Below are 12,932 nucleotides of genomic sequence, written 5' to 3' on the forward strand. Positions count from 1 at the left end.
GGACACTGCACTGGAGCGAACTCACGGCGACTGTGCCGGAACCAAGCGATGGTATAGCGCGCGTGGACCGTGACCCTCACCGCGGACGAGAACAAGCTTCGCAGAATGCCTGCCGATCCGCTGCGCGGCCGGAATCGACCCGGCCGCGACAACACGGAGGCAGTGGACGAACTCGGGGTCAGACGCCGAGAGCGTCCAGTGAGTCGTGGTCGTCGATGGCCGTGGTGATTCGCTTCAACAGCGTCAGGCAAGTCTCCACCGGCTGCATCTTGGGTTGATACGCCGCCCTGCCGATCGTGAACGCCCACGCCGCGTACGCGAACATGGACTGTTGCCGGTACGCCAGCCACGCGTCCTCGAACGACGGCGCCTGGCCGCCGAGGGCTCCGAGTTCGTCCAGGTAGGCCGCCAGCAGTTCGCGGTCCCAAGCGCGCCGGTCCTCGGGCTCGCATCCCGAATTCACGGTATAGGCGAAGTCGTGTGCCCAGCCTCCCCGCATCACCACCTGCCAGTCGACGAATCCCATTCGCCCGGCGGCGGTTCGATATGTCTGCCCGATGTGCGGGTCACCGTGCAACAGAGTCTGCGGAAGCTCGTTCGTCGCGTTGTCGATCGCCCGCTCGACACCGGCCCACAGCCGGTCGGCCTGGTCGTGCAGGGCCTCCGGAACCACCGCCGCGGCGCGGCGCAGGCCGACCTCGCAACGCTTCTTCATGTCGATGGCGGCGAGGTATGCCCGCAGCGCCTCGGTGGTGGTCTTGAGGTCCGCGATCGACGGGTGATTCCAGAAGGTGCGGTGGAGTCGAGCCAGATTGCGCACCAGGTCTTCGATCTGGTCCCGGGCGACCGGGGCGTTCGGCTCGACGAACTGCGCACCACGGGTCGAGGCGATGTCCTCCATCAAGGCGATCGATCGCCAGGACGCGGAATCCGCGGCACCCCAATAGCCGATCGGCGCCTCGATGTCGACCTGGGGGCGGAAGTCACGGAAGAAGCGGGTTTCGCCGTCGATCATCTTCCCGCCACCGAGCAGGATGCGTTGCGAGAAGGCCGTCGTCGTCTTCGCGAAGAGGTCGGTCGGCAAGCCCGCCTGCCGTCCCGCGTCGTTGTAGTCGACGCGAATCGCGACGCGGGTTGATGTTCCGCGGCTGCCGTTCGCGGTTTCGAACGAGAGCACCTCGGCCCCGGGGACATCGCGGCACAGCACGGCCGTCAGCCACTGTGGGGTCAGCGTCTCACCCGACACCGGGACGTCCTCGACGTCGCGCGCCTTCGGCCGGAACACTTTCTCGCCGATGATGTGAGCACCGACCGTGACGGACCGTCCGAGCAACCAGAGCTTGTGGTTCATACGCTTGCCTCGATTCCGGAGTACGACATGACCGCCCGAGCAGCCGGATCGCCGGCGCACGGGTCCGCAGGACAGTAACGCACTCTCGAAACAGCTGTACCGCAATGCGATTGCCGAGCCGATGCGGGCGGTTGCTACTCGGTGGTCGCCTTCTGCGCGATCTTCGTCAGCCGTTCCCAGGCGGGCGAGGTGACTCCGACGGATTCGTTCACCAGGCGGACCAGTTTCGGATCCAGCGCCGGGGTGGTCCGGCCGGCTCCGGTGCGTCTGCCGATGATCCACCGGCGGGTGCGGTCGGCGAGGTCCACCAGCCGCGGGTCGTCGGGGGACCAGTCGAATGCCGCGTCGTAGTCGAGGTAGATGGCCCGGAATCGCGGATCGTCGATGGCGTCGAGCTTGTCGGCGACCCAGTCCGACGCCTGTTCCGGAGCGACCGATTGCAGCAGAATCCAGATGTCGCGCTCCATCCGGACCGCCCGGTCGCTCACCCCGAGTGCGCGCAGGCGCGCGAGGTATTCGGCGACATCGGCGGACACGAACAGTCGATCGCCTGACCCCAGTTCGGCGATCTGCTCGCGGGTGCGGCGGATCTCCTCGGCGCGTTCGGCGAGCATGCGGTCGATCTCGGCGATCGCCGCCGCGAACTCGTCGGAATTCGCGGTCAGCAATTCCTTGATCCGCGCCAGGGGCACGCCGGATCGCGCCAATGTCTTGATCTTGACCAGATCGATGGCGTCCTCGGCGCTGTAGCGGCGATAGCCGGAGGAGTCGCGCGGCGGCTCGGGCAGCAGGCCGCGTTCGTGGTAGACACGCACGGCCTTGATCGTCACGCCCGCATACCGCGCGAGCTGCCCGATCGTGATCACGCCTGTCTCCCTTCGGTGCCCGCCGCCGTCATCGCACCCGGGCGAACAAGCGACCGGCGAGATCGATTCCGGTCACAGCGGCGGAATCGTCACGGGTGAAGAACCCGCGTTGTCCTTGCAGACCGCCTTCGGTGACGATGTACTCGTCCGCGTCGCCGGCCAGCAGGCCGAGGGTAGCCGGTGGCAGGTCGGGCGGCAGATCGGTCACCGCGGCGGCACGGATCTCGGGTTTGATGGCGCATTCGATCGTCAACCTTGCCCCGTCGGTGTCGAGCGTCAGCCGCATCATCTCGTTCTCGTAATGCCCGACGATCTCCCCTGCCCGCGCCACGTCGTAGGGCAGCGGCTCCGGATCGCGTTCGACCACACCGAGGTAGTGTTCGAGCACCCATTTCACCACGGTCCGGTTGAACGCCAGCCCCGCGTCCGGGCCCGCGTTCGACGTCACCGCGACGGCGAAATCGCGCTCCGGCACGATGAGCAAGTCGGCGAACTGACCGTTGCCCGACCCGCCGTGCCCGATGGTCGCGACACCGTTCACCTCGCGCAGGAACCAGCAGATCCCGAGCGCGTCACCCAGGGTGCTCCCGCGCAGCTCCACGGTCTGCTCCCGCATCCGGTGCAGCAGTTCGGCGGGCAGGATGCGCTCGCCTGCCTCGGTCCGGCCGTCGCCGAGGTGGAACCGCGCCCAGCGCAGCAGATCGCGGACAGACGTCGCCACGCCACCGCCGGGATTGTTCGCGCGGTTGTCCTTCCATTGCCGTGCGACGGCGAGCACACCGTCGGCGTCGACGTTGTGACCCACCGCGAACCGCCGGGTCATGACGTCGTCGACGGAATAACAGCTGTGTGTCAGCCCGAGCGGTTCGAACAACAGCGACGCGACCGCCCGTTCGAAGGTCGACCCGGTGACGTTCTCGACGACCCGGCCTGCCAGATTGAACCCCGCCTGACTGTAGGACGCCCGCCCTCCCGGTTCCGCGATCAGCCGCGCCTCGGCGAGTTTCACCGCGTGCCGTGCCAAAGCGTCGTCTCCTTCGCCCGTATCGACGCCGAGCTTCCATTCCAGCCCGGCCGTATGGTTGAGCAGCCGCGACACAGTGATCTCGTCCGTGGCCGCGTCGGCAGGGGCGAATTCCGGGACGTACCGCCGCACCGGCGCGTCCAACTCCACCCGTCCCTCGGCGACCAACCGCAGCAATGCGGTCGCCGTATACGTCTTGCTCACCGACCCGACCACGAACATCGTGTCCCGGTCGACCGGAAGCGGATTGACCACACTCGTAACCCCGTGGCAAGCGAAGTCTTCTCGACCGCCGACCGTCACCCCGACCGCGACACCCGGTACGCCCAACCTCCCGGCCGACGCCGCGACGAATTCGGCCAATTCCGTGTTCATCTCGTTCATGCCACCATGCTCGAACCCTGCCCCCGGGGCAATGTCAAGCCCTTGTCCGCGGCGGTGATCAAACGGCCCTGACTCCGTTCGACTGGGTGTCGTCGTCCTCGCCGCGCATCGTGTAGACGCGCTCGAGGGCACGGCCATAACGGCATGATCCCGAAATGCGCTGGCCGGTAACCGACGGCAATCTCGGCACGGCACCCCGGCGGGCGGCCACCACCGCACCCTTTATCGCTGGGCGGCGCTGTGCAATTCATGATGTCGAGGGGCTGTGACGACAGCGGCGCGAGGCCTGGGTATCGCTTCGATCCCCGATAGGTCGCGGTGCACGACATGGTTCCGGTCGGCGAGCGAGCCCAGACTGTAGCGTGATTGCAGGCCGAACAGTTGGGTGCGGGTTCGGGCGCTCCAGCGCCGGGCGGCAGCCGTGCGAGTGGTGTGGAAGGTGACCATGTACCCGCCCTCGTACAGACGCAGCAACGAGTAACCAGCGGGGTACTCCTTGATCGAGGACACCTCCAAGAACTCCACGGGGACGGGGGTGTCCGGGCGCGTGCGCCGATTTCGGTGCGTATGCCCACTGTGGTGCAGGAACACACCGGGAGAGCGCCCGTAGAGCTGGTGCACGGTAGCCGCGTCGTGGCGGTTCAGCACGAACCCGGGGCCGCCGAGATTCGTCATCCCGGACTCGCGGGTCACCGGGTGGTGACCGAAAACCAATGTGGGCTGTTCGGGTTCGTCGCGCAGCAAGTTGCGCAGCCGCGCCATCTGCTCGGCGTCGATGCGGCCACCCGAGCCGTCGAGGTCCGTGGTGTCCAGTGCGATCACCCGTAGCCCGTCGAGGTCGTAACTGAACAGCCGCTGTCGTGGCAGGAATTGCGGACCCCAGCAGTCGTGATGCCCGGTTCCCGCCAGGCGCAGCCCCGACTGCCATACCGCTCCCACCCGCGGCCGGTCGTGATTACCGCGGCACACCAATACATCTCGGCCGAGCTCGCCCCACTTGTCGAGCCTGCGCCTCAGGTCGCGGGATTCGGCGGGAGTGCCACGGTTGGTCAGGTCGCCTGCCAATACCAGGTGGTCGACGTCGCGATCCGGCGCGCGGACATCGCTCAGCAGCGCCTCCAGCATCACGGCCGGATACGGGGCCATCCCGGGCTCCTGCCGCACACCGGTGGGCAGCACGGTCACGATCTCACCGCTCACCTCCTCACCGAAGTGCAGGTCGTTGGCGAGTGCGACGGTGCGCACCAGCCGCCCCGGTGGCGGTGTGAGAGTGCGGAATTCGACTGTGTGTTCATCGTTCCACCAGCGCGTGGCCGCACCGGAAGCCGCCCGCACACCCCGCGAACGGGCCTCCAAGCGGTAGCGCCTGCCGGGTTCGAGCCCGGTGACTTCGACGTAGTGGAAGGCGGTGGGTGTGGGGTCGGAATGCACGATCGGCAACGGCTTGCGCGAATCCGCCGGGCCGAGTGCGAGTTCGGTGTCCACCGCGACCGGCCGCTTGCGCCCGATCCGGTCGAGCGCGGCGGTCGTCCAAGTGACCGCCACCGACCGGTCGCTCACCGTGATCAGCTCGAGGTCCCGGGCGGTCGTCGTGGCCGACTCGGACGCGAGCAACGCGAATCCGTCCACCGGGAGCACGGCCGACACGGTGAGCATGAGCATGGTCCTGCGCGAGAGTCCGTCGTGGCCCATCGCAACCCCTGACGTAGGTTTCGTCGATGCGTCGACGGGCTCGACGTTATCGAGACAACCGTGCCACCCCGTGAACAGTGGTTGAGCTGTGCCGGTCGGTTGGCCGCCGGTTTCCTGAATAGGCCTGTGTTCGCGTCAGCCGCAGTTCACTGAGCATTCGAACAAGCTCGCCGAACTCGCCGCCGACACCGTCGGCTCGGCGGCCTGGTTGCACAGGCTCACGCCTTCGTCAGCCGGTTGGCGGACATGGAAAAAAGGTTGTCCCATTGATGATCGAGACGCTGTTTCGCCTCGGTCGGCGGCACGGCGCTCAGCGTGCCGTGCTCGTCCTCGACGAGTAGTTCCCACCTCCGGAGTCTGCGCAGTCCGTCGCGGATCTGGAAATCGAAGGTTGTCCCCCATTGCCGCCGGAACCAGTCCTCCACGCGCCGATCGAGTTCGGTGGCGGTGAGCGGCCGATCGGCGGTGCGCAGGAAGTGGTATGCCAGCACGGCTTCCTTCACCTCCGAATCCTCGGCGGCACCGAGCAGATGGTGGAACACTCCCGCATCATTGTCGAGGTTCCGGAAATAGAGATGCTCCGACAGCGTCTTCATCAACTTGATCTTGCGGTTCTTGAACTTGGCGAACTGACGCACCAGATAACCGCCGAAGGCAGCCAACCCGGCGCCGAGGGTCACCAGCGTGGCTTGATCCAGCCGCACGGATTCCTCGCGCAACCCCACCCAGAACGCCAGCAGCAAGAGCAGCGGCCCCAACGAAGCGACCAGCTTGGTGGCGACCACGACGATCCCCGAGACCACCGCGGGCACACCGATCAGCAGTTTGTCCAGTGGCCGCATCCGCACGCGAACGCTCGGATACAGCATCTCGAGGTCGTTTCTCGGGACGTTCTGGAACAACTTCACCAGCACACCGCCGTTGGGCCGATCCGCGACCGCCTCCGCGCGCTCGGTGAACGCGACGTACACCAGAACCTTGCCGTAGCTGGTGAATTCGATGCTGCACCGCCGTAGACCGAACAGCCACCGCACCTGCTCGGTGCGCCGCGCGACCCCGCGCGGGAAGAACATCGCCGTTTCGATGTCGTCCGCGTCGACTTCCAACCGCACCTTCACCAGCGAGTGCTCGGCGAACGCGCGCTCGATCTCAGCGGCATCGATGCGCGTGAAATCCGCCGACTCGGCCAGCGCGACCAGCTCGCTCTCCACCCGCGCCCGCGCGGCGGCCCGGTGCTCGGGGGTGGCAACACGGATCGCCCGTTCGTCCTCCGCTGGATCGACCACCTGATAGGCATCGAGCAAAGCCTCACCGCGCACATGGAACTCGTTGTGCACCAACGCCGCCAGCAGACGCGCGAACTCCACGAACGACTCGCGCTCCGCTTCGGGGAGTTCGTCGGCACACAGCGATATCACCGCGCTCTTACGGAAAGGCAGGAAGTGTTCGGCGTCCATCGGCAACTCCTCTCGGCGGACCGCCCGTCGGTCACAACCCTATGGGGAGGCCGCGATCCACCGCGTAAGTGACGGTCCGGCACTCGGCTGCGGTATATGGATCTCGAAGAAAACGACCGATCACGCCGAGGAGAGGATCTACACAGCGGGGTTGTCGCGTCCGCCGAGCTGGACGTTTCCGATATCGCGCGCCTGTACGACGTGCCCGTGGACCTGGGCTTGCCCGCCGATCGTGTTGATCACAGCCTCGTCGGTAGCGGCTTGCTGAGTGTGATCGATCCAGGTGCGAATGAGGTCTGCGAGAACCGGATCAGAAGCGGCACCGTTCATCAAATGCCCGGCCAAGTCGATCGCACCGTCGCGATCGTCCTGCGCTCGCTGCAGTGCGCGATCCGCGCGATGTTCGTCACCGAACGCACGCCGCGTCAAACGCGCCAGCCCGTTCCACGCACTCTTACCGGCCTCCCCCGCCGCCGCTTGCGTGATCAATGCGAGCAACACGCTCAAGGAAATCGGGTCCATCTGTCCTCCTACATGTATCGGGGCTCGAAGATGCAGAGCATCGGGCGCCATGTTCCTGTGTCTATGCGTCGACCGGACCGTCTGATCCATGATTCGGCGAAGGGGACCCCCGAAGGGATGATTCGATCGAGTCGAGCAATGATGCCGCAGCCGCATCGTCGAATTCGTCTAGCAATGACAATGCTTCGCTCCAGTAACGCGCCGCATCATCCGGCTTCCCGAGTTCGACCGACACGTGAGCGAGGTGGTCGAGCGCCACTGCCGTACCCCACCTACTGTGGATACTGCGGTAAAGCGCAATCGCCTCTAGGTGGAAGCTCGCCGCTTCATCCCACCGGCCGAGCAGCCCGTAGGTGACGCCTGTAGCATCGAGCGCATCCGCTTCCCGGTTGCGATCGCCGAATTGCCGACTGGTGACCACCACACGGTGATACGTGACCAGCGCCGACTCGAGGTCACCGCTGTCCTTCTGGATGTCGCCGTGATAAAGAAGGATGGTCGCTTCGCCCAGTTTCGAAGGCGACTTCGTGAGTACTGTCTCAGCCCAGCGAGCAGCCTCGTCATATCGGCCCAATTTGTGAGCGGCGCGCATGACGCTTATCAGGGCGACAATTTCATGTGTAGGGTGGTCTGAGAAACGGCCTGAGCCGATGAGTTCTTTCGAACTATCGTAGGCTTCCTGGAACTGGTCGAAATTTATGTAACCCCACAGTCGGTTTGCCAGCACGATCACGACGATGTCGGAGTGGTCGTACTGTTCGGCTAGCATCTCCGCTTGATCGAGATACGCGTAGGCGAGATTCGGTCGCCGAGCGGAGATGCTCACGAGTGCCAGCAGATTCGAGGTCAGTGCTTCGCCCCGGTGATGGCCGATCTGCCGGAACAGCTCGAGCGCTGCCCGGCCCGTCGCTTCGGCTTCGTCCAGATGATGACTCTGCCGATACGCCATACTCAACGACTCCAAAAGTAGCGCTTCGGCCGCGCTGTCCTTCAGCCGTCGCGCGCCTTCGAGCCCGAGTTCCGTGGTGAGCAACCAGTCGTCGAAGGCGTTGATCACAGGGAACAGCCGATGAAGCAAGATCGGGATCTGCCAGGCCGTTCGATTCTTGCCGCTCTTGACGGCCAGTCGCACACAAGCAACGAAATTGGCGCGTTCGGCATCGAACCAGGCCGACGCCACGCCGGAGTCTGTGAATACCAACGGTTGAACACTGTCCGGCGGCGCGTCGGGGTGGATATCCTGAATCGGTTCGACGAGGCGGATCGGTAGATTGGTCAAGCAGTTCGCGATCGTGTGCACGTACCATGCCAGGACTCGCTCGATGGCGGCGTCACGGCCCTCGGTGGTGTCCTCGTGCCCGACCTGGTCTACTGCGTAGGCGCGCAAAAGGTCGTGGCACTGGTAACGGTCGTGGCCGATTTGATCGAGTAGGTGCGCTCCGACAAGTACGTCCAAGAGCCGGCTCGCCTCGGCGACAGGGACAGCGGCAATGGCCGCCGCGGCATGGACCGAGAATTCTGGACTGGGATGCAATCCGAGCAGCCGGAACATGCGCGCGACCTCGGCAGGCAATGCTCGATACGACCAGGCGAATACCGTCCGCACCGCGTCGGCCTCATCGTCATCCTCGGCCGACAGCGCGGACCATAGATGTGACTCGTCTCGAAGGTTGCCGATCAGGTCACCCATCGGCATATGCGGTCGCACCGCCGCGCGCTCGGCGGCGATCCGCAGCGCCAGCGGCAGCCGGGCACACAGCTGGGCGAGTTCGGCGATGTCCTGTTCGGTATCGCCGGAACGATATCCATCGACGGTCTCGTACAGGAGTGCGACGGCCGCGGATTCGTCGAAAAGGTCGAGGGTCAGTCGATGCGCGCCGTCGCGGGCGACCAGGCCCGAGAGCCGGGAACGGCTGGTAACCAAGACCAGACAGCGCCCGGCACCGGGAAGCAGGGGACGAACCTGTGTGACCGTGGCCGCATTGTCGAGAACGATCAGCACCCGGCGTTGCGCGAGCAGCGAGCGAAACAACGCGCTCCGCGTCTCCAGATCCGGTGGCAACGCCGCCGGGGCAACTCCCGATGCGGTCAGAAATCGTTCCAACGCTTGGCCGGCGGTGATCGGTTCACCAGGGTCGTATCCGCGGAGGTTGACATACAGTTGACCGTCGGGAAACCGGCCCCGGACTCGATGCCCCCAGTGCACGGCAAGCGAGGTCTTCCCCACCCCCGCAGTCCCGGTCAGCACACACACCCGGGCTGATCCAATCCTCTCTGAGCCATTCTCGAGCAGGCCGTCCAGCTGCTCGATGTCTCCGAGTCGGTTGACGAAACCGCGGACATCCGCCGGCAACTGGGCGGGAACGGGCACAGTCTCACCGCCCGCGCTTCGGCCAGGAGGATGAAAGTGAATCCCACCGGCGATGTCTCGGGCCTGCACCACATCGCCGGCGCTGCCCGACAGATCCGAGCGAGTCCCACCCGGCTCGCGACCGGCCTCATCGTCTCTGCTTGCGGTCATCAACCCCCCAATGCCAACCCACAGCAGGATTATCCGCCGAATCGAGAGGCCCTGGCAGTCGATGTGATCAAACGGCTGAACATTCGAATGACCATCGCTGATCGGCACCCGCGATCTTCTGCCCGCTCATCGGTGCACCGCGATCGGGACGCACTGCTCCACCAGGTGTGCACCGAGCCGCATTCGTCCCGGGCAGGCGGGCGCCACAGTGGACCGCGAGCGCGGCGGTGGACGTTCGGTCCGCCGCCGCGCTCGATCTGTTCAGTTGTTCAGCTCATGTGTTGTGAGGTGCAGCGGATCACTGTCCGGGCTGGCACTGCGGCGGCGGGCCGTCCGGGTGATCACCGGGCGGAGGACCCTGACGGTCACCGGGCGGCGGGCCCTGACGGTCGCCGGGCGGCGGGCCCTGACGGTCGCCGGGCGGCGGGCCCTGGTGGTCACCGGGCGGAGGACCCTGGTGATCGCCGGGAGGCGGGCATTGCTGTCCGGGCACCGGTCCCTGGGGCGCATCAGCGCCGGCCACACCGGCTCCGATGCCGAGGGCGCCGAGCGCGAGCGCACCGGCCACGGCGCTCATTGCCAGCTTCGAAGTGAAACTCATCTGCGTTCCTCCTGTTGTCGGATCAGGTCCGAAACCGTCGGCCACTGCTCTGCGGCCGACGCGAGAATCGTTGAGTCTCAACATTTGTCCCTCGTTGGCGGAAACTATGGGCCAGCTGTGAACCGACCGGCTTCGCATACCCGCACCTCCGCCGCGCGAGCCCGTTTCCGCTGGTCGCACCCTCACAGCAAACACATAGCCGCACCACAGCGGACCCCAAGCGTTACTCGCCATGGTGAAACGATGTCCGCGACGACCACCGGGAACGGGCCGGCCGAACGAATTGTCATGCGCCGCGCCGACGGCAGCCCGATCACCGTGCTCGTGGTCGACGACGAGCCCGTTCTGGCCGAGATGATGTCGATGGCGTTGCGCTACGAGGGATGGGAGGTCACTACCGCGGGTGACGGCCGGACCGCCGTCGCCAAGACCCGCGAGGCCCGCCCCGATGTGGTTGTGCTCGATGTGATGCTGCCGGACATGACCGGGCTGGAGGTGCTGGGCAAACTACGCGCACAATATTCGGACCTGCCGGTGCTCTTGCTGACCGCCAAGGACTCGGTCGAGGACCGCATCGCCGGGCTGACCGCGGGCGGCGACGACTACGTCACCAAGCCTTTCAGCATCGAAGAGGTGGTGCTGCGGCTGCGCTCGCTCCTGCGCCGAACCGGCGTCGCCATCGAGAACAGTGACGCGCAGCTGGTGGTCGGTGATCTCGTGCTGGACGAAGACAGTCACGAGGTCACCCGAGCGGGCGATGTGATCGTCTTGACCTCCACCGAGTTCGAATTGCTCCGGTTCTTCATGCGCAACCCGAAACGGGTACTGAGCAAGGCACAGATCTTGGATCGGGTGTGGAGTTACGACTTCGGCGGCCGGTCCAACATAGTCGAGCTGTATGTCTCCTACTTGCGGAAGAAGATCGACAGTGGACGCGCGCCGATGATCCACACCCTGCGCGGTGCCGGGTATGTCCTCAAGCCCGCAGGCTGAGGCGGCGCGCCGGGTGCTGATGCCACGGCGCTGGTCGCTGCGGGCACGACTGTTGGTCGGGCAGGTGCTGTTACTGGTGATCGTGGTCGTCGGTATCGGCGCCGCGACCGAATTCGCGCTGCGCCAGTTCCTGGTACACCAACTGGACACCGAACTGATTGATGTGCAGAAGCGTTCGCTCGGCGAGGTCGGCGGTGGCCCGAGCCTGGGCCCCCGCCCCAGCGGTGAGCAGCCGCCGCCGCTGCCTCCACCCCCGCCACCGCCGCCGAACAACGGCCCGGGACCCGACTTCCTCAACCGGCGCGGTATCCAGCCCGACATGATCGGCGCCATCGTCCACGAAGGCAGCGTCGCCAAGGCGGGCCGCAACGCGGCCGACGGCACTCAAGAAGCGTTGTCGCGGGCCGCGCAAGAGCAGCTCGCCGCGGTGGCGGCCAACGGGAAGCCGGTCGACGTCGATCTCCGCGGCCAGGGCCGGTATCGAGTGGTCGCGGACACCACCTGGTCGGGCGACATCGTCGTCACCGGCCTGCCGTTGACCGCCGTCGACGCGACGCTGTTGCGTGTTCTGTTGATCTTGGCGATCGTCACGGCGGTCGTCTCGATCGTCGCGACACTGGTCGGCATCTGGCTCATCCGGCACGCTCTCGCGCCGCTGGATCGGGTCGCGGCGACGGCCGCGCGGGTGGCCGGACTCGAACTGCGGCGCGGCGAGGTGGTACTGCCCGTCCGGGTTCCGGTCGCGGACGCCGATCCGCGCACCGAGGTCGGACAGCTCGGCGCGGCGGTCAACCGGATGCTCGATCACATCACGGGTGCGTTGTCGGCACGCCACGACAGCGAGACCCGGGTCCGGCAATTCCTCGCCGACGCCAGCCACGAGCTGCGCACCCCGCTGGCCGCCATCCGCGGCTATGCCGAACTGGCGCAACGCAAACGAGCCGAGGTGCCCGGCGAGGTGGCCAATGCGATGGCCCGGGTGGAGTCCGAGTCCCGGCGGATGACGGGTCTGGTCGAGGACATGCTGCTGCTGGCCCGGCTGGATTCCGGACGCGGGCTCGAACACGAGCCGGTGGACCTGACCCAGCTCACGGTGGACGCGGTGAGCGACGCGCACATCGCGGGACCAGAACTTCACTGGGATCTGGAGTTGCCCGACGAGCCGGTGGTGACCACCGGTGACGCGGCTCGGCTGCATCAGGTGCTGGCGAACCTGCTGACCAACGCGCGGGTCCACACCGGCCCTGGCACAACGGTGCTCACCTCGCTGGAATTCCACGGCGACGGAGGAGCCGTGCTGCGGGTGACCGACGACGGACCCGGAATCCCGGAAACCTTGCAGCCGACGGTATTCCAGCGTTTCGCGCGTGGCGACTCGTCGCGCTCGCGGCGGGCGGGCAGCACCGGCCTCGGTCTGGCGATCGTCGCGGCGGTCGTCAAGGCGCACGGCGGTGACATCTCGGTGGCCAGCGAACCCGGCCGCACCGCATTCACCGTGCGTCTGCCCGGTGCGGGAAGCGG

Annotated in this window: 10 protein-coding genes; 2 read left to right on the plus strand and 8 right to left on the minus strand. The window is 66.3% G+C overall.

The window, feature by feature from the left end; genetic code table 11:
* Positions 1 to 178: 178 nt before the first annotated feature.
* From ACL03I_RS32075 to ACL03I_RS32110, 8 genes are all read right to left on the minus strand, one after another.
* Positions 179 to 1,351 carry an aminoglycoside phosphotransferase family protein gene (locus tag ACL03I_RS32075; RefSeq protein ID WP_379252592.1) on the minus strand — a complete coding sequence of 391 codons (1,173 nt, stop codon included), beginning with the start codon at positions 1,349 to 1,351 and terminating at the stop codon, positions 179 to 181.
* 134 nt (positions 1,352 to 1,485) lie between these two features.
* Positions 1,486 to 2,217, minus strand: a complete 732-nt coding sequence (locus ACL03I_RS32080) for a MerR family transcriptional regulator (RefSeq protein WP_397078538.1) — start codon at positions 2,215 to 2,217, stop codon at positions 1,486 to 1,488.
* A gap of 28 nt (positions 2,218 to 2,245) precedes the next feature.
* Positions 2,246 to 3,625: a serine hydrolase domain-containing protein gene (locus ACL03I_RS32085; protein ID WP_412807712.1), complete on the minus strand. Its 1,380-nt coding sequence runs from the start codon at positions 3,623 to 3,625 to the stop codon at positions 2,246 to 2,248.
* A 222-nt stretch (positions 3,626 to 3,847) separates the two neighbouring features.
* On the minus strand, positions 3,848 to 5,317 hold the full coding sequence (locus tag ACL03I_RS32090; protein WP_412807713.1) for a metallophosphoesterase: 1,470 nt from the start codon (positions 5,315 to 5,317) through the stop codon (positions 3,848 to 3,850).
* A gap of 218 nt (positions 5,318 to 5,535) precedes the next feature.
* Positions 5,536 to 6,774, minus strand: coding sequence for a TMEM143 family protein (locus ACL03I_RS32095; protein ID WP_412807714.1), 1,239 nt, complete (start codon positions 6,772 to 6,774; stop codon positions 5,536 to 5,538).
* Positions 6,775 to 6,912: 138 nt separating this feature from the next.
* Positions 6,913 to 7,296, minus strand: coding sequence for a hypothetical protein (locus tag ACL03I_RS32100; RefSeq protein ID WP_412807715.1), 384 nt, complete (start codon positions 7,294 to 7,296; stop codon positions 6,913 to 6,915).
* Positions 7,297 to 7,357: 61 nt separating this feature from the next.
* Positions 7,358 to 9,925 (minus strand): ATP-binding protein, encoded by a 2,568-nt coding sequence (locus tag ACL03I_RS32105; protein ID WP_412807716.1) that lies wholly within the window; start codon positions 9,923 to 9,925, stop codon positions 7,358 to 7,360.
* Between the two features lie 190 nt (positions 9,926 to 10,115).
* Positions 10,116 to 10,418, minus strand: a complete 303-nt coding sequence (locus ACL03I_RS32110) for a hypothetical protein (RefSeq protein ID WP_412807717.1) — start codon at positions 10,416 to 10,418, stop codon at positions 10,116 to 10,118.
* Between the two features lie 288 nt (positions 10,419 to 10,706).
* Between ACL03I_RS32110 and ACL03I_RS32115 the strand changes: the two genes are divergently transcribed.
* Both ACL03I_RS32115 and ACL03I_RS32120 read left to right on the plus strand, forming a co-directional pair.
* Complete coding sequence (locus ACL03I_RS32115; RefSeq protein ID WP_412807721.1) at positions 10,707 to 11,411, plus strand: response regulator transcription factor; 705 nt, start codon at positions 10,707 to 10,709, stop codon at positions 11,409 to 11,411.
* Positions 11,389 to 12,932 (plus strand): sensor histidine kinase (locus ACL03I_RS32120; protein WP_412807718.1); only part of this gene is annotated, 1,544 nt, incomplete at its 3' end. The genes ACL03I_RS32115 and ACL03I_RS32120, both read left to right, overlap by 23 nt.

It is taken from the genome of Nocardia sichangensis (assembly GCF_047200615.1).
In the GTDB taxonomy this organism is placed as follows: domain Bacteria; phylum Actinomycetota; class Actinomycetes; order Mycobacteriales; family Mycobacteriaceae; genus Nocardia; species Nocardia sichangensis.